General features: G+C 70.9%; 12 protein-coding genes and 2 pseudogenes. 10 read left to right on the top strand and 4 right to left on the bottom strand.

The genetic code is table 11. The features are described 5' to 3' along the window. Positions 1 to 122: 122 nt before the first annotated feature. The 9 genes and pseudogenes from AC068Z_RS15950 (at position 123) to AC068Z_RS15910 (ending at position 12,471) form a co-directional block, all read left to right on the top strand. Positions 123 to 1,142, top strand: a complete 1,020-nt coding sequence (locus AC068Z_RS15950; protein WP_478555510.1) for a carbohydrate kinase family protein — start codon at positions 123 to 125, stop codon at positions 1,140 to 1,142. Positions 1,143 to 1,191: 49 nt separating this feature from the next. Then, complete coding sequence (locus tag AC068Z_RS15945) at positions 1,192 to 2,478, top strand: extracellular solute-binding protein (RefSeq protein ID WP_478555508.1); 1,287 nt, start codon at positions 1,192 to 1,194, stop codon at positions 2,476 to 2,478. Continuing rightward, complete coding sequence (locus AC068Z_RS15940; protein WP_478555506.1) at positions 2,478 to 3,434, top strand: carbohydrate ABC transporter permease; 957 nt, start codon at positions 2,478 to 2,480, stop codon at positions 3,432 to 3,434. Before AC068Z_RS15945 ends, AC068Z_RS15940 begins: the two co-directional genes overlap by 1 nt. Positions 3,435 to 3,448: 14 nt before the next feature. Then, positions 3,449 to 4,288, top strand: coding sequence for a carbohydrate ABC transporter permease (locus AC068Z_RS15935; protein ID WP_478555504.1), 840 nt, complete (start codon positions 3,449 to 3,451; stop codon positions 4,286 to 4,288). Next, on the top strand, positions 4,285 to 7,209 hold the full coding sequence (locus tag AC068Z_RS15930) for a glycoside hydrolase family 2 TIM barrel-domain containing protein (RefSeq protein ID WP_478555502.1): 2,925 nt from the start codon (positions 4,285 to 4,287) through the stop codon (positions 7,207 to 7,209). The genes AC068Z_RS15935 and AC068Z_RS15930 overlap by 4 nt, the downstream gene beginning before the upstream one ends. A 34-nt stretch (positions 7,210 to 7,243) precedes the next feature. Continuing rightward, positions 7,244 to 9,081, top strand: a pseudogene (locus tag AC068Z_RS15925) (LamG-like jellyroll fold domain-containing protein). A 25-nt stretch (positions 9,082 to 9,106) separates the two neighbouring features. Continuing rightward, a pseudogene (locus AC068Z_RS15920) lies at positions 9,107 to 10,767 on the top strand (PHP domain-containing protein). After that, entirely contained in the window at positions 10,767 to 11,615 is an 849-nt protein-coding gene (locus AC068Z_RS15915; RefSeq protein ID WP_478555500.1) for a hypothetical protein, read from the top strand. Before AC068Z_RS15920 ends, AC068Z_RS15915 begins: the two are co-directional and overlap by 1 nt. Before the next feature lie 25 nt (positions 11,616 to 11,640). After that, the gene (locus AC068Z_RS15910) at positions 11,641 to 12,471 is read left to right on the top strand and encodes a PaaX family transcriptional regulator (RefSeq protein WP_478555498.1); all 831 of its coding nucleotides are present in this window, start codon (positions 11,641 to 11,643) and stop codon (positions 12,469 to 12,471) included. A 14-nt stretch (positions 12,472 to 12,485) separates the two neighbouring features. Here the strand turns inward: AC068Z_RS15910 and AC068Z_RS15905 are convergent, their stop codons facing one another. The 4 genes from AC068Z_RS15905 to AC068Z_RS15890 are packed head-to-tail and all read right to left on the bottom strand — an operon-like array spanning position 12,486 to position 16,243. Continuing rightward, entirely contained in the window at positions 12,486 to 12,941 is a 456-nt protein-coding gene (locus AC068Z_RS15905; protein WP_478555496.1) for a MaoC family dehydratase, read from the bottom strand. 8 nt (positions 12,942 to 12,949) lie between these two features. Beyond that, complete coding sequence (gene menE / locus AC068Z_RS15900; protein WP_478555494.1) at positions 12,950 to 14,440, bottom strand: o-succinylbenzoate--CoA ligase; 1,491 nt, start codon at positions 14,438 to 14,440, stop codon at positions 12,950 to 12,952. Between the two features lie 10 nt (positions 14,441 to 14,450). Beyond that, a complete protein-coding gene (locus AC068Z_RS15895) occupies positions 14,451 to 15,326 on the bottom strand; it encodes an amidohydrolase family protein (RefSeq protein ID WP_478555492.1) in 876 nt (291 codons plus the stop codon). Beyond that, positions 15,326 to 16,243: an SDR family NAD(P)-dependent oxidoreductase gene (locus AC068Z_RS15890; protein ID WP_478555490.1), complete on the bottom strand. Its 918-nt coding sequence runs from the start codon at positions 16,241 to 16,243 to the stop codon at positions 15,326 to 15,328. Before AC068Z_RS15890 ends, AC068Z_RS15895 begins: the two co-directional genes overlap by 1 nt. A gap of 104 nt (positions 16,244 to 16,347) precedes the next feature. On the opposite strand from AC068Z_RS15890, the gene AC068Z_RS15885 reads away from it, so the two are divergent. Beyond that, a complete protein-coding gene (locus AC068Z_RS15885) occupies positions 16,348 to 16,815 on the top strand; it encodes a MarR family winged helix-turn-helix transcriptional regulator (RefSeq protein WP_478555488.1) in 468 nt (155 codons plus the stop codon). Positions 16,816 to 16,957: the final 142 nt, after the last annotated feature.

The raw sequence follows: 16,957 nt of genomic DNA, 5'->3' as shown, positions 1-16,957 counted from the left end.
GAACACTACTCGTCATTCCCAATCATTTCCATGCTCACTTCTGCTCGACTATTGACCAATCTCGCGGAGGGGCGCACGATTCCGTGCACCGAATTTGAAGAGTTCTGACGAGAGGACGTCTCGTGAGCGACGACCGGCCCGATGTGTTGCTGACCGGGCTGCTCTTCTACGACCTCGTCCTGACGGGTCTCGGCAGGCCGCCCGCGCCGGGTGAGGAGATCTGGACCGAGGGGATGGGCAGCGGCCCCGGCGGGATCGCCAACCTGGCCGTGGCCGCCTCCCGGTTCGGCCTGCGGACCTCCCTGGCCACGGTCTTCGGCGACGACTTCTACGGCACCCACTGCCGGACCGTCCTCGCGGACCAGGAGGGCGTCGACCTCTCCCTCTCCCGCACGGCCCCCGGCTGGCCCACCCCGGTCACCGTCTCCCTCGCCTACGGCGCCGACCGCGCCCTCGTCACCCACGGCCAGGAACCGCCGTACTCGCAGGACGCGTTGACGGGCGACCCGCCCGAGGCGCGCACCGCGCTCGTGCACCTGGAGGCCGAGCCGCGCGCGTGGCTCGGCAAGGCCGCCGCCAACGGCACGCGGATCTACGCCGACGTCGGCTGGGACCCGACCCGGCGGTGGTCGTCCGACCTGCTCGACCAGCTGTCGCTGTGCCATGCCTTCCTGCCCAACGAGAGCGAGGCGATGGCCTACACCCGCACGGACAGCGCCCTCGCGGCGCTGGGCGCGCTCACGGAACTGGTGCCGGTGGCCGTGGTGACGCGCGGCGGGGAGGGCGCGGTGGCCGTCGACCACACGACCGGCGAGTTCGCGGACGTGCCCGCGCTCGACATCGATGTCCTGGACGCGACCGGTGCCGGGGACGTCTTCGGCGCGAGCTTCGTCGCGGCCTCCCTGGGCGGCTGGCCGCTGGCGGAACGGCTGCGGTTCGCCGTACTGGCGGCCGGGCTGTCCGTGCAATGGCATGGCGGTGCCCTCGCCGCTCCCGGGTGGTACGGCATCCACCGCTGGTGGCGGTCGCTCGACGATCCCGAACTGCGGCGCGCGTACGGCTTTCTCGCCGACCGGCTGCCGCCGGACCCGGGACCGCCGGTCCGCCACGCGCCCGTCACTCCCCCGAACATCCCCCATTGATCCCCCTCGTACGAACGGGTACACGAAGATCCGAAAGGCGGTGGGAGCTGTGCGGCTCTCACGAAGAGGTCTGCTGCGCGCGGGCCTGGCCGGAACGGCCGCCACGGCGCTCGGCGGCCTGGCGTCCGCCTGTGCCGTCCCGACCGGGTCCACCGGCCGGAACATGGTGCTGTGGTACTGGAGCGGCGGCCTGAGCGACACGGTCGTCGAGGAGGCCAAGTCCCGCTACGACGACCGCGTCACGCTCAAGGCCCAGCAGATCGGCGGCTACTACCGGTCCAAGCTCATCAGCACGCTGGCCGGCCGGGCCCACATCCCCGACATCGCCGGGCTCAAGGGCGAGGACATGGCCTCCTACCTGCCGAACTCCGACCAGTTCGTCGATCTGCGGACCCTGGGGGCGGAGCGGCTCAAGGGCCAGTACCTGTCGTGGAAATGGGACCAGGCCATCGCCGACGACGGATCGATGGTCGGCTTCCCGATCGACTGCGGGCCGCTCGCGCACTACTACCAGCCGGCCGTGTTCGAGAAGGCGGGACTGCCGTACGAGCCGGAGGACGTCTCCCGCGAAATGGCCACCTGGGAGGCGTACTTCGCGGCCGGTGAACGGCTCAGGAAGCGGATACCGGGGACCTACCTGCTCGTCGACGTCCTCGCCGTCTACGAGAACTCCGTGAACCAGACCACCGAGCGGTACGTCGACAAGGACCGGCACTTCATCGGCGACCAGGAGCACATCCGCACCGCCTGGGACCGGGCCGTCGAGGCCGGGCGGCGAGGGCTGCTGTCCGACATCGTCAGCGGGACGCCGGACTTCAACTCCGCCAGCGAGCGCGGCCTGTTGCCGAGCCAGCTCGGCGCCTCCTGGGCGGCCGGTGACATGAAGCTCGGGCTGCCGAAGACCAAGGGGAAGTGGCGGGTGGCCGCCATGCCCGGCGGGCCCGCGAACAACGGCGGCTCGTTCCTGTCGATCACGAAGGCGTGCCGGGAGCCGGAGCGGGCCTTCGAGATCATCACCTGGATGCTCAACCCCGCCAATCAGGCACAGGGGTTCGTCGACGCCGGGCTCTTCCCGTCCACGCCCGCCTCCTACGAGCTGCCCAAGCTGCGCGAGCCGGACCCGTTCTTCGGGGGTCAGATCACCATGGACGTCTTCGGACCGGCGGCGGAGCGGATCCCGGTCGCCTACAACAGCCCCTACGACGTGGCGCTCGGCCAGCCGATCAAGGACGAGATGAAGAACGTCGGCGTCCTCGGCAAGGACCCGAAGAAGGCCTGGAGCGACGCCATGAGGAAGTGCCGGCGCACAGCGAAGCACCTGGGGGTGAGCTACTGATGGCCGTCATCGAGCGGACCCCGCCGCCCGCCGTCGTCCAGCCGGCCGCCGTGCGGCCCGGAAGGGGCTTCCGCAAGTACTGGCATCTGTACGCCGCGATCTCCCCCTTCTACCTGCTCTTCCTCTGCTTCGGGCTGATCCCCGTCGGCTTCTCGCTCTATCTCTCGCTCCACCGCTGGGACGGCCTCGGCCCGATGGAGTGGGCGGGCCTGTCCCAGTACCAGTACCTGCTGAGCGACGGCGACTTCTGGCAGTCCGTCGGGAACACGCTCGTCATCTGGGCGCTGGCCACCTTCCCCATGATCTTCCTGGCGATGGTGACGGCCGTACTGCTCAACTCGGCGGTCCGTTTCAAGAGCGTGTACCGCTTCGCGTACTTCCTGCCGAACGTCACCTCGGTGGTGGCGATCGCGATCGTCTTCGGGTCGATCTTCTCCACCGACTTCGGTTTGATGAACGCCCTGTGGCAGGCGGTGGGCCTCGACCAGGTGGCCTGGCTCAACACCCCGTGGGGCATCAAGGTCGCCATCGCCACCCTGATGACCTGGCAGTGGACCGGCTACAACGCGATCATCTTCCTCGCCGGGCTGCAGACCATCCCGAGCGATCTGTACGAGGCGGCGCGCATCGACGGCGCCGGACCGGTGCAGACCTTCTTCCGGGTCACGCTGCCGCTGCTGCGGCCGACGCTGCTGTTCGTGCTCGTGGTCTCCACGGTCACCGGCCTGCAGAGCTTCTCCGAACCTCAGGTGCTGCTGCAGACCACGGCCAACGAGTCCACGTTCTCGGGCGGCCCCGACCACGCCGGCCGGACCATGGTCCTCTACTTCTTCCAGCAGACCTTCGACAACAACGACTTCGGCTACGGCGCCGCCGTGGCGTGGGGCGTCTTCCTCGTCGTCATCCTCTTCTCGATCATCAACTGGCGCCTGGTGCGGCGCCGGGGCGAAGACTAGGGAGGCCGCTCGCCATGGCATCCATCAAGGGGTCCCGAGGCCGGGGCCTCGCCCTGCACACGGTCCTGATCACCGGCCTGCTGCTGTCGGCTTTCCCGTTCTACTGGGCCGTGATCATGTCGACGCACACCTCGACCGAGATCTTCTCCTACCCTCCGAAACTGCTGCCCGGCACGCACTTCCCGGAGAACGTCCGCAGCCTGTTCGACACGATCGACTTCTTCGGGTCGATGTTCAACTCCCTGCTGGTCGCCACCTCGGTGACCGTCCTGGTGCTGTTCTTCGACTCGCTGGCCGCCTTCGTCTTCGCGAAGTTCCGGTTCCCGGGCCGCAAGGCGCTGTTCGCGCTGCTCATGATGATCTTCATGGTGCCGGCCCAGCTCGCCGCGATCCCCCAGTTCGTGATCATGGCGAGGATCGGCTGGATCGGCTCGATGACCGCGCTGATCGTGCCCGCGGCGGCCAACGCCTTCGGCATCTTCTGGATGCGCCAGTACATGAGGAGCGCCGTCCACGACGAACTGCTGGACGCCGCCAGGCTGGACGGCGCGAACTTCCTGCGCCAGTACTGGCATGTGGCGCTCCCGGTGGTCCGGCCGGGCCTCGCCTTCCTCGGCATCTTCACCTTCATGGGGCAGTGGAACGACTACGCCTGGCCGCTGATCGCCCTGACCAACCCGGACAACGTGACCTTGCAGGTCGCGCTCTCCCAGCTCAACGGCACCCACGGCACGACCGACTACGGCATGGTGATGACCGGCGCCCTGCTCGCCCTCGTGCCGTTGCTGATCGTCTTCGCGATCGGCGCCCGGCAGATCATCGGCGACCTCGCCAAGGGGGCCGTGCGCGGATGAACCCCCTGTCGGCGCTCCGCCCCTGGGAGGCACCCGAGGTGACCTCCTGGGGGCGCCTCCCCATGTCCGCCGTCGACCGCCGCACCGGTGCCATGTCACTGGACGGCGAGTGGCGCTTCCAGCTGCTGCCGGCGCCGGACGCCGAGGTCGGCGACGACTGGTCCTCGGCGTACGTCCCCGGCGCCTGGACCCTCCAGGACACCGACGATCTCCCCTGGTACACGAACGTCCGCATGCCGTTCCCCGAGTACCCGCCCGCATCGCCCGCGGCCAATCCGACGGGTGTGTACGAACGGGAGGTGGACGTGCCCGCCGACTGGGCCGGACGCCGGATCGTGCTCCAGGTCGGGGCCGCGGAGAGCGTCCTGCTGGTGGAGGTGGACGGGCGGGCGGTGGGGATCTCGAAGGACTCCCACCTGGCGGCCGAGTTCGACCTGACCCCGTATCTCCGGCCCGGCTCCCCGGCGGCCCTGCGGCTCACCGTCGTCAAGTGGTCGGACGCCTCGCACATCGAGGACCAGGACCAGTGGTGGCACGGCGGGATCACCCGCTCGGTGCTGTGCTATGCCACCGATCCGCTGCATCTCGCGGACGTGACCGTGCGGGCCCGCGCCGACGGGGAGCTGCGGGCCGACTGCCGGGTGCGCCATACCGCGGGTGCGCTGCCGCAGGGGTGGTACGTCACAGGCGACCTGGACGGCGAACCGCTCTCCCAGGACACCGAGTTCGACCGGCGGAACGCCGAGGACGAACGCGTCTCCGACTTCCTCGGCGAGGCACGCCTGCGCGCCTCCGTCCCCGAGGTGCGCACCTGGACGGCCGAGACGCCGGAGCTGTACCACCTCACCGTCCGCCTGCACCGCCCCGACGGCACCGTCGCCGACACCTCGCACCACCGCGTCGGCTTCCGGGACGTCGAGATCGTCGGCCGGGACCTGCTGGTCAACGGCGAGCGGATCTACGTCCGGGGTGTCAACCGGCACGACTTCCACCCGCTGACCGGCCGGACGGTGTCGTACGACGACATGCGCGCCGACCTGGTGCTGCTCAAGCGCTTCGGCTTCAACGCGATCCGCACCGCCCACTACCCGAACGACCCGGCGCTGTACGACCTCGCCGACGAGCTGGGCTTCTACGTGGTCGACGAGGCCGACATCGAGGCCCACGACCACGCCCACGAGATCGCCGACGACCCGCGGTATCTCAACGCCTTCGTGGACCGGGTCTCGCGGATGGTCCTGCGGGACAAGAACCACCCCTCCGTCATCATCTGGTCGCTGGGCAACGAGTCCGACTACGGGGCCAACCACGACGCGGCGGCGGGCTGGCTGCGGCGGCACGATCCGACCCGGCCCATCCAGTACGAGGGCGCGGCGAAGCTCGACTGGGCGGCGACCGACGACGCCTCCGACCTCGCCTGCCCGATGTACGCGCCGATCGAGGACTGCGTCGCCCACGCGCTCTCCGGGGAGCAGACGCGGCCGCTGATCCAGTGCGAGTACTCGCACGCCATGGGCAACAGCAACGGCACGCTGGCCGACCACTGGGCCGCCATCGAGTCAACGCCGGGGCTTCAGGGCGGCTTCATCTGGGAGTTCTGGGACCACGGAATCCTGCAGCGCGTGACAGACGGCAGACCCGCCGGGCGCCTGGGCGCCGGGCTGTACGACAACGGTGTCGCCGCGCCCGGCCATCGCTGGGCCTACGGCGGCGACTTCGGCGAGGCGCCGCACGACGGCCCGTTCATCGCCGACGGCATCGTCTTCCCCGACCGCACGCCCAAGCCGGTGATGTACGAGCACCGGGAGATCGCGGCGCCGGTGCTGTTGCGGTCGTACCGGCACGAGGGCCTCGTGGTGGAGAACCACCAGAGCTTCCGGGGCCTGGACTGGCTCGCCGCCCGCTGGGAGCTGACCCTCGCGGACGGCCGTACGCTCACCGCCCCGGCCCGGCTGCCCGATCTCCGGCCCGGCGAGACGGCGGCGGTGCCGCTGCCGTTCGCGCTGCCGGAGGACGGCGGCGAGGCCTGGGTGACGCTCCGGGTGACCACGAAGGACGACGAGCCGTGGGCGCCTCGGGGCACGGAGGTGTGCGCGCCCCAGCTGCGACTGCGGGCCGCGCCGGCGCAGCAGGCGCCGTCGGCCCCCGCCGGCCCGCCCGTCGAGGTCGACGCCGAGGGACTGCTCGTCCACCCCCTGCTGACCGCCGCGCCCACGCTCTCCCTGTGGCGCGCGCCCACCGACAACGACGAACTCGGTGGCATGGCACTGCGCTGGCGGACCTGGGGTCTCGACGCACTGGTCCGCAAGGTGGTGTCGGTGCGCGCGGAGGAGGGCGGCGCGGTGACGGTGCACGCGGAGTACGCGGGCACGGTCGGCGTCGTCCGCCATGCGCAGACCTTCACCCCCGTCGAGGGCGGTGTCCGGGTCGAGGAGTCCGCCGAGCTGCCCGAGGCCTTCACCGACGTGGCCCGGGTCGGCTCGGTCTTCGAGACAGTGCCGGGACTCGACCTGCTGGAGTGGTTCGGACAGGGGCCCTGGGAGTCGTACCCGGACCGCAGCGCCGGAGCGCCGGTCGGCCACCATCGGGTGCCGGTGGACCAGCTGTTCACCCCGTATCTGCGCCCGCAGGAGAGCGGCGGCCGGCACGGCGTACGGCACTTCACGCTCTCGGCACCGGACGCCACGGGTCTCGCGGTACGGCTGGACGAGCCGAGGCAGGTCTCGGTGACCCGCTACCGTGCCACCGACCTCACCGCCGCCGCCCACCACGACGAACTCGTGCCGCGATCCGGGTGCGTGGTGCACATCGACGCGGCCCACCGAGGCCTCGGCACCGCTTCCTGCGGCCCCGACACCTCGGCCGCCCATCTCATCCCCCCGGGTGTCCACCGCTGGACCTGGACCCTGCACGCCCTCTGAACCCCCGACACGCCTTCCTCACACCGGAGACGATGTGTGCACCTCGCACGAGCCTGGGCAGGAGTCCGCCTGCGCCGACGCCGGCCGACGCAACTTCCTCAGGGCCACCGCGCTGATCGGCGCGGCGGCCACCGCGGTGACCCTCCCCACGGTCGCTCAGGCGGCCCCGGCCGACCGGGCCTGGCGCCCCGACACCGAGAGCCGCCGCTTCACGCTCGCCGTGATGCCCGACACCCAGTACCTCTTCGACGGACCGAGCATCAACGCGGCGCCCGTCGAGGCGTCCCTGCGCCACCTGCTGGAGCACGGCCGCGAGGACAACGTCGTCTTCCTCTCCCACCTGGGTGATCTGACCGAGAACGGCGCCAAAGCCGAATGCGACGCGATCGGCGAGGCGTTCGAGATGCTGGACCGGCGCGGGGTCGGCTACAGCGTGCTGGCGGGCAACCACGACGTCCGGTCCTCCACCAACGACCAGCGCGGCTCGACGCCGTACCTGGACACCTTCGGACCGGACCGCTTCGCGGGCAGGCCGACCTTCGGCGGAGCCTCCCCCGACGGTTACAACACCTTCCACGTCTTCAAGGCGGCGGGCCGCGAGTGGCTCGTCCTCGCCCTGGACTGGCGGCTGTCGGACAAGGGCTACGCCTGGGCGAAGGATGTGCTCGCCCAGCACCCGACCAAGCCCGTCGTCCTCACCACCCACGAACTCGTGTACGGCGACGATGCCCTCTCCTCCTACGGGCAGCAGCTGTGGGACAAGCTGGTCAAGGACCACGACCAGATCTTCCTCACCCTCAACGGCCACTACTGGCCCGCCGCCCGCGCGGTCCGCGAGAACTCCGCCGGGAACGACGTCCACCTGCACCTGACGAACTATCAGAACCGGTACTACGGCGGCGCGGCGATGATCCGCCTCTACCACTTCGACCTCGACCGGAACACGATCGACGTCGAGACGCTGTCGCCGTGGATCCTGGGCCGGGCCGCGAAAGGCCTGGGCGAGCTGGAGCGGCAGGCGATGGAGCTGTCCGGTGACGCGGACCGGTTCTCCGTCGACATCGACTTCGCCGAGCGCTTCGCCGGGTTCGCCCCCGTACCCGAGCGGCCGGCCCGGCCCGCCTCGAAGATGCTGGTGCGCGGGACACTCGCGTACTGGCGTTTCGACGGGCACGAGGAGGGCGCGCCGGCCGACGGCACGGTCCGCGACCTGACCGGGAACGGCAACGACCTGACCGTGGTCAAGGTCGGCGACGGCACCCTGACCTGGTCCACGGCCCACCACCCCGACCAGCCGGGCCACGGCAGCCTGTACTTCCGGGGCGGCAAGCCGCCGCTGCGGGGCGCGTACCTCCGCACGATCGACAGCGCGCCCCTCAACTCGGCCACTCTCAAGGCCGGTTACACCATCGAGGCCTTCTACTGGCTCCCCGCCGACTGGACCGCCTCGCGCACGCGTGGGCCGGACTGGTCAGCCGTACTGGCACGGGCGGGGCCGCGGGCAGGACCGAGGGCGACCCGGACGAGCCGCTGGCCACCCTCTCGCTCTCCGACGGGCCGGGGCCGCAGTGGGCCGTCCGCCCGCTCAACCAGCAGGGCATCGCCACCAACTGGGGGGACGAGACGGCCCGCGAGCGCTGGTGGCACCTCGCCGTCGTCAACGACGGCACGCACACCACGATGTACGTCCAGGGCTGCCCGGTCGCCCGCAACCCGCACGCCCCCGCGACCGGCCTCACCACGGTCGGCCTGCCCTGGCTGCTGGGCGGCTACGAGTACGGCGGCCGGATCGACCAGATCCTGTACGGCCGGCTCGGCGACGTCCGGATCGTCGGACGGGCGCTGCCCGTCACGTCGTTCATGAACCACTGAACCCTTCGCTGTGAGAGGCACCCCCATGAACGACCAGCAGCTGCCCGCCTGGGCCGACCCGTCCGTCGCGCCCGAGGCCCTCGATCCGCAGGGCCTGTCCCGGCGCGGACTGCTGCGGGGCGCGGGCCTGTTCGGCACCGCCTTCACGCTCGGCTCCGCGGCCGTGCCCGCAGCGGCGGCCTCCGCGTCCCAGGACGATCCCCGGCTCGCCTACCTCGTCGGCGACCACCACATCCACACCAATACAGCCATGACGCCAAGTACACGTTCTCCCAACTCGCCGCCGCGGGCGCGAAGTACGGCCTGGACTGGATGGTGTTCACCGAGCACTCCAACGTCGGGCACGCCGAGTACGGCGCCGCGCTGGAGCACGAGGAGATCCTGAAGGCCCGTGCCGAGAACCCGCGCCAGCTGATCTTCCAAGGTCTGGAGTGGTACATCCCGGCCGCCGAGCACTGCACGGTCTTCACGGCGCCCGGCCCGAACGAGGTCGACCTGCTGACGCAGTTCGAGAGCGCCTACGACGGCAAGCTGCTCGGCTGGACCGAGGGCGCCCCCGGCGCGGCGGACACCGCCCGCAACGAGGCCCATGCCGTCAAGGCGATCCAGTGGCTGGCCGAGCAGCGCCGTACCGGCTACGTCGACGACGTCCTCGTGCTCGCCAACCACCCCATGCGCCTGGGCATCGACTCCCCGCACGAGATGCGCACCTGGCGGGACGCGGCGCCCGAGATCATGATCGGCATGGAGGGCGCGCCAGGCGCCCAGGGCGCCGCCCTCCCCGGCCTGCGCGGATCCACCTCGATCCGCGGCGAGTACGAGAACAAGCCGTCGGCCCAGTCCTGGCCCGGGTATCCGGCGGAGGCGTACCGCACGTACGGCGGTTTCGACTGGGCGACGGCGACGGTCGGCGGGCTCTGGGACGCGATGCTGGCGGAGGGCCGGCTGTTCTCCATCACGACCAACTCCGACGCGCACCGGATCGTCTTCGACACCTGGAAGAACGGTGACTGGCCGCCGGGCCGGAACTTCGACAACACCGGCCGGCTGCCCGACCCGGTGAACACCGACACCCCGCAGCCCGGCAGCGACTTCTGGCCCGGCCAGTTCTCCCGCACCCACGTCGGCGTCACGCGCTACGGCTACCGCGCGGTGATGGCGGGCCTGCGCGCGGGCCGGGTCTGGCTGGACCACGGGCATCTGCTGGACGGGCTCGAGGTCCGGCTGAAGCGGGACCTCGACCACGGCCGGGGCGTCACCCTGGGCGGCCGGCTCCGCGTCCGCAAGGGCGAGCGGCTCACCCTCAACGTGACGGTGACCAGCGCCTCCCGCCCCAACCCCGAGGGACTCCTGCCCGAGTTGGCGCACGTCGACGTCATCCGGGGCGCGGTGCGCGGCCCTTCGGCTGACCGGGACAGCTGGCGGGCCCCCGACACCAAGGTCGTCCACACCAAGGACGTGAGCGGCCGCAAGGGGACGTACGCCCTGCGCATTCCGCTGGTCGCCGGGGAGGAGTCGTTCTACGTCCGGCTGCGGGGCAGCGACGGCAACCGGCACGGCGCCGGATACCTGGGCGCGGCCGTGGACCCGCACGGGCCGATCACCCACGAGCCCGGCAACGGTGACCCGTGGGCCGATACGTGGTTCTATTCCAACCCGGTGTTCGTCGACGTGAAGGGTGTCTGATGAAGCGTCAACTCGTGTCCCTGGCAGCTGGGTTAGCCGCACTCTCCCTCGGCGCGGGCACCGCGTCGGCGGCCGGTGACCCGCACTGGGAGGAGACCGGCACGGCGTACACCGACAGCCTGGGCGGCGGGCAGGGGCTCGCCAGCCGGGCCGACGGCTCGCTGCTGTACCGGGGGCTCCTGGACATACCCCTGGCGCTGCGGGTCAAGGGCTGGAACCACGTCGGCGACCCGGACATCGCGCAGGGGCACGTCTTCGACGCCTACCAGGGCCCGGACACCGCCACCTCCAAGATGTTCGCGGTGACCACCCCGGCCGGGAAGCGCTACGAGTACGTGCACCGGCTCAACCCGGGCGAGAAGCTCAACAACTCCTTCGCGACCGTCTCGCCGGACGGGCAGTGGATGGTGTCGGGCGAGTGGGGCGACCAGAACCGGCTGCAGGTCTTCCCCGCTCCGCTGCTCAACCCCTCCACCCCGTCCACCGGCGGGGATCTCGAGGAGGCCTGGCAGATCACCCTCGACAGACCGGTCCGGGACATCCAGGGCTGTGACTTCGTCACCGACACGCGCCTGGTGTGCGCCTCCAACGACGCCACCGGGTCCCTGTTCCCGCAAGTCCGCCCGCTCCTCCAGGTCGACCTGCCCCGCAAGCTGGACGGGCAGCCGATCACCGGCGCGGTGAAGGCGCTGTTCGCGCTGCCGCAGCGCAGCATCTGTACCGGCACCTTCGAGACGGAGGGCGTGGACTACGACGTGAACAGCGGCACCCTGCGCGCCGAGGTGATCCAGCCCGGCGTCTGCGCGGTGTCGACGAGCGTCCACTCCTACCGGCAGAGCGCCGGCTGATCGACCTCGGGTTACGGTGGGCCGCGTGACCACGGAAGAGTCGCTGCGGCCCCAGTCCCTCATGCTGACGTTCCTGGGCGAGCAGGTGCTCGGCCGGGACGTCTGCGTGTACTCGGGCAGCGTCATCGACGTCTTCGCCCGCGCGGGCGTCGGCGAACAGGCCACCCGCTCGACGCTGACCCGGATGGTGAACCGCGGTCTGCTCCGCCGCCAGCGCGAGGGCCGCCGGATGTACTTCGGCCTCACGGACCGCTCCACGGCCGTACTGCGCGACGGGGAGCGCAGGATCTGGCACACCGGCGCGGTCAACCGGCAGTGGGACGGGACCTGGACCCTGCTCGGCTTCTCCCTCCCCGAGTCCTGGCAGCGCCAGCGCCACGACCTGCGCTCCCAGCTCACCTGGAGCGGCTTCGGACCGCTGTTCAACGGCCTGTGGATCGCCCCCGGCGAGGTCGACGTGTCCTCCCTGGTCGCCGAACTCGGCCTGTCCGCCCATGTGAAGGTCTTCCGCGCGCAGGCCGACGCCGGAATGGACATCGGCTCGATGATCGAGGAGACCTGGGAGCTGTCCGAACTGGCGGCACGCTACGAGATGTTCAGGACGCGCTGGCAGCCCTGGGAGACGGACACTCCGGACCCCGACGACGCGCTGGCCCTGCGGCTGCGGCTGCAGGCGGAGTGGCTGCGCCTCATCCGCCGCGACCCCCGGCTGCCGGTCCGCCACCTCCCTGAGGACTGGCCGGCGGACCGGGCCGAGAAGACGTTCCGCTCCGTGCACGAGCGGCTGACCCCCCTCGCGGACGCGGCGGCGGTACGGCTCCTCGACCTGGTGCCGGTGCGCGCGGATCAGCCGTAGCGCACCTCGCCGGGTCAGCCGTAGAACCGTGACAGGCTCTGCAGCACGGCCGCCGGTTTCGCGCCGCCCTCGATCTCGATCGTGCCGTCCACGGTGATCTGCACTCCGCCCGGCACCTCCTCGACCTCGGCGAGCCTGCCGACCAGCCGGATCCGCGAGCCGACCTTGACCGGGGAGGGGAAACGGACCTTGTTCAGGCCATAGTTGACCTTCGTGGTGACGCCCTGGACGTCCAGCAGCTCGGTGAAGAGCGGGATGAACAGGGACAGGGTGAGGTAGCCGTGGGCGATCGGGGCGCCGAAGGGGCCCGCGGCGGCCTTCTTCGGGTCCACGTGGATCCACTGGTGGTCGCCGGTGGCGTCGGCGAACGTGTCGACACGGTCCTGCGTGACCTCGATCCACTCACTGGTGCCGAGGTCGACGCCCGCGAGCTTCTTCAGTTCGTCGAGGCCGTTCACGGTGATGCTCATGGGGTTCCTTAGCTGTTGCCGTACCGACTGCGGACACGGGACTTGAGGAGCTTTCCGGAGGCGGTGCGCGGGAGTTCGTCCGCGAGCACCACCGATTTGGGGATCTTGTACTTGGCGAGCCGGCCGGAGAGGGCGGCGAGGATCTCGTCGGGGTCGAGCGCGGCGCCCTCGCGGGGGACGACGACCGCGCGCGGCACCTCGCCCCACTTGTCGTCGGGGACGCCGATGACCGCGCACTCGACGACGTCGGGGTGGGCGAGGAGCAGGTCCTCGATCTCGGCGGGGTAGACGTTCTCCCCACCCGAGATGATCATGTCCTTGATGCGGTCGACGACGAAGACGTACCCGTCCTCGTCCGTGCGGGCCGCGTCTCCGCTGCGGAACCAGCCGTCCGCGAAGGAGGCGGCCGACTCCTCGGGCAGCCCCCAGTAGCCGGACATGACGTGCGGCCCCCGCACGACGATCTCCCCGGTCTCGCCGGCCCCGGCCGGAGTCAGGTCGGGCCGCACCACGCGCACGTCGCTGAAGAAGTGCGGCACCCCCGCCGAACCGGCCTTGCTCACCGCGTGTTCGGCGTCCAGGAAGAGCGCGCCGGGCGCGGTCTCGGTCATGCCGTAGCCCTGGAGGAAGGTGAGCCCGCGCTCCTGGTACGCGGCGATCAGCGGCGTCGGCACCGGGGAGCCGCCGCAGGTCAGGATCCGCAGGGAGGACAGGTCGGCGTCCGCCCAGCGCGGGTGCCGGGCGAGCTGGTCGAACATGGTGGGCACCCCGAACATGAAGCTGATCCGGTGCCGTTCGACCAGGTCGAAGGTGGAGTCCGGGTCGAAGGACTCGACCAGGACGCAGGTGCCGCCCTTCAGCAGCACCGGCAGCGTCAGCATGTTCAGGCCCGCCGTGTGGAACAACGGCGCGGAGACCAGGGCGCGTTCGTCGGAGACGAGGTCGGTGTCGACGAGGACGTTGACCGCGTTCCAGACGAGGTTGCCGTGGCTGAGCATGGCGCCCTTGGGACGCCCGGTCGTGCCCGAGGTGTACATGATGACGCAGGTGTCGTCCGGACCGACCGGTTCGTCGATGGGGTCGGTGGCGGCAGTAGCCAGCAACTCCTCGTACCCGGCGCCTACTTCGACGTGCGAAGGGACATCCGTGCTCGCGACGAGGCCGGTGTGCGAGGGGCCGTGGATCAGCGCCTTGGCGCCGGAGTCGGCGAGCTGGTAGGCGATCTCGGGGCCCGCGAGGCGGGTGTTGAGCGGGACGAAGACCGCGCCGAGGGTGCCCGCGGCGAACAGGGTCTCCAGGTAGGAGGGGTGGTTCGGGCCGAGGTAGGCGATTCGGTCGCCGCGCCGGAGGCCGCGGGCGCGCAGGGCGTGGGCGAGGCGGGTGACGCGGTCGTGGAGCTGGGCGTACGTCCAGGTCGTCCCGCCGTGGATCAGGGCGGTGCGGTGCGGGGTCTTGCGGGCCCGGCGAGCGGGCCACGACCCGGTTCCCTCGTTGCGCATCCGGCACCCCTTACGGTGTGGTCAGCCCGAGCAGCCGGGCGGCGTTCTCCTTGAGGATCTTCGGCCGGACCTCTTCCTTGATCTCCAGCTTCGCGAAGTCGGCGAGCCAGCGGTCGGGGGTGAGGACGGGGAAGTCGGAGCCGAAGAGGACCTTGTCCTTCAGCAGGGTGTTGGCGTACCGCACGAGCTGCGGCGGGAAGTACTTCGGCGACCAGCCGGACAGGTCGATGTGCACGCCCGGCTTGTGGGTGGCGACGGCGAGGGCCTCGTCCTGCCAGGGGAAGGACGGGTGCGCCAGGATGATCTTCAGCTGCGGGAAGTCGGCGGCCACGTCGTCGACGTGCAGGGGGTTCGAGTACTTCAGGCGGATTCCGCCACCGCCCGGCACGCCCGCGCCGATGCCCGTCTGTCCGGTGTGGAAGAGGGCGATCGCGCCGGTCTCCTCGATCACCTCGTAGAGGCCGTACGCCACCGCCCGGTCGTTCGGGAAGAAGCCCTGGATGCTGGGGTGGAACTTGAACCCCTTCACCCCGTACTCCTCGACCAGGCGGCGGGCCTGCCGTACGCCCGCCTTCCCGCGGAAGGGGTCCACGGAGGCGAAGGGGATCAGGACGTCGGAGTTGGCGGCGGCGGCCTCCGCGACCTCCTCGTTGGGCACGGGCGGGGTGCCGGTGGCCGATTCGGCGTCCACCGTGAAGATCACGGCGGCCATGTTCCGCTCGCGGTAGTAGGCGGCGGTCTCCTCCAGGGTCGGCTTCCGCTTGCCCTCCACCTTGAAATAGGCGGAGGAGGCGTCGTGCAGGTCGTCGGCGAGCGAGGAGTGGCCCTTCGACGACACCTCCGCGTGGGTGTGGACGTCTATGGCGGTCAGAGTGCCGAGGTCCATCACGCCTCCGGAAGCTTCGGGGCGGGGATGCCGACCGTCTGGAGCTGGGCGCCGACCGACGTGGGGAAGGCGTCGGCCAGGGTGTCGGGGGTCCAGCCGCCGTCGGCGTAGGCCGTGCTGATCTCCTGCGGATGCGACCAGAGAGCCACCTTGTCGCCGCCGATGCCGACGCACTGACCGGTCACCGAACGGGCCGCCGCCGAGGCGAGGAAGGGGACGAGGGCCGCGCAGTCCTCGGGGGTGCCGAAGCCCTCGCCCTTGCGCAGGACGTCGGGCAGCCGCTCGCCGGCGCGCATGGCCTCGACGTACGGCGCGAAGGCGGGGACGGTCTCGGTCATCGCGGTCGCGGCGACCGGCACGATCGCGTTGACGGTGATGTGCGCGCGGGCCAGCTCCATCGACCAGGTGCGGGCCATGGCGGCGATGCCCGCCTTGGCCGCCGCGTAGTTGGTCTGCCCGAAGTTGCCGCGCTGCCCGGCCGGGGAGCCGACCAGGATCAGGCTGCCGCCCTCGCCCTGCTCGCGCATCCGGACGGCGGCGGCGCGGGCGCAGGTGAAGGTGCCCTTCAGGTGGGTCGTGACGACGGCGTCGAAATCGTCGTCCGTCATCTTCCACAGCACCTTGTCGCGCAGGATGCCGGCGTTGGTGACCAGCACGTCGAGGCGGCCGAACTCGGTGACGGCACGCGCGACGAGCCGGTCCGCCGCCTCGGTCGTACCGACCGCGACCGCCTCGGCGACGGCCGTGCCGCCCGCCTCGGTGATCGACTTCGCGGCCTCGGCGGCGACGGCCTCGTCGAGGTCGTTGACGACCACCGAGGCGCCGTGGGCGGCCAGGGCGTGCGCGTAGGCGAGGCCGAGGCCCCGGCCGCTGCCGGTGACGACGGCCACCTGGCCGGTGAGATCGATGCTGGGCACGGGCGAATCCCTTCGCGAGGTGATGCGACGGAGATCGAAGCTAAGAGCAATAATTGGTGACGTCAATAGTTGTCCGCGACCGTCCACTGCGAAAGACTGGCGCCATGAAGACGACCGCCATCGACGCGAACGAGCCGTGGATGCGTGCACTGCACGCGGACACGGGCTACCTGCTCTACCGCCTGGGCCTGCGCTCCGGGCAACTGTTCAACGCCTGCCTCCAGGAGTCCGGTCTGCGGCTGCGCCACTACGCGGTGCTGCGCTTCCTCGCCACCGGCGAAGGCGCCCTCCAGCGGGAGTTGAGCACGCGGCTCGGCTACGACCCGAGCGCGATCGTCGGCCTGGTCGACGACCTGGAGAAGGCGGGCTTCGCCGAGCGCCGCCCCTCCCCCGACGACCGCCGCAGCCGGATCGTCGTCCTCACCGAGGCCGGCCGCGCCTTCCTGCGCGACACCGACGAGGCGAGCCGGCGGGTGACGGGCGAACTGCTGGGGCCGCTCGACGCGAGCGAGCGCGAAACCCTCCAGGCGCTGCTGCTGCGGATCGCGGAGGAGAAGCCGGGCAACGGGTGATGCCGGGAGAGGGCGATGCCGTAGATCGGATGACGCCGGGGAACTGATGTTGTGCAAGTGATTGACGGCTGCACGATCGATGCCTAACTTCACGGAGGCATCGGCACCGTCCCCCAGGGAGCCCACCGTGCAGCCATCCCAT

The sequence above is a fragment of the Streptomyces sp. NPDC043726 genome (assembly GCF_056436565.1).
Note: the sequence above shows the minus strand (reverse complement) of the source record. Positions and strands in the feature narration are given on the sequence as shown.

Coding starts and splice junctions, on each gene's coding strand:
- AC068Z_RS15940 (WP_478555506.1), top strand. CDS start 2,478: ATGGCCGTCATCGAGCGGACCCCGCCGCCCGCCGTCGTCCAGCCGGCC.
- AC068Z_RS15935 (WP_478555504.1), top strand. CDS start 3,449: ATGGCATCCATCAAGGGGTCCCGAGGCCGGGGCCTCGCCCTGCACACG.
- AC068Z_RS15930 (WP_478555502.1), top strand. CDS start 4,285: ATGAACCCCCTGTCGGCGCTCCGCCCCTGGGAGGCACCCGAGGTGACC.
- AC068Z_RS15915 (WP_478555500.1), top strand. CDS start 10,767: ATGAAGCGTCAACTCGTGTCCCTGGCAGCTGGGTTAGCCGCACTCTCC.
- AC068Z_RS15905 (WP_478555496.1), bottom strand. CDS start 12,941: ATGAGCATCACCGTGAACGGCCTCGACGAACTGAAGAAGCTCGCGGGC.
- menE (WP_478555494.1), bottom strand. CDS start 14,440: ATGCGCAACGAGGGAACCGGGTCGTGGCCCGCTCGCCGGGCCCGCAAG.
- AC068Z_RS15895 (WP_478555492.1), bottom strand. CDS start 15,326: ATGGACCTCGGCACTCTGACCGCCATAGACGTCCACACCCACGCGGAG.
- AC068Z_RS15885 (WP_478555488.1), top strand. CDS start 16,348: ATGAAGACGACCGCCATCGACGCGAACGAGCCGTGGATGCGTGCACTG.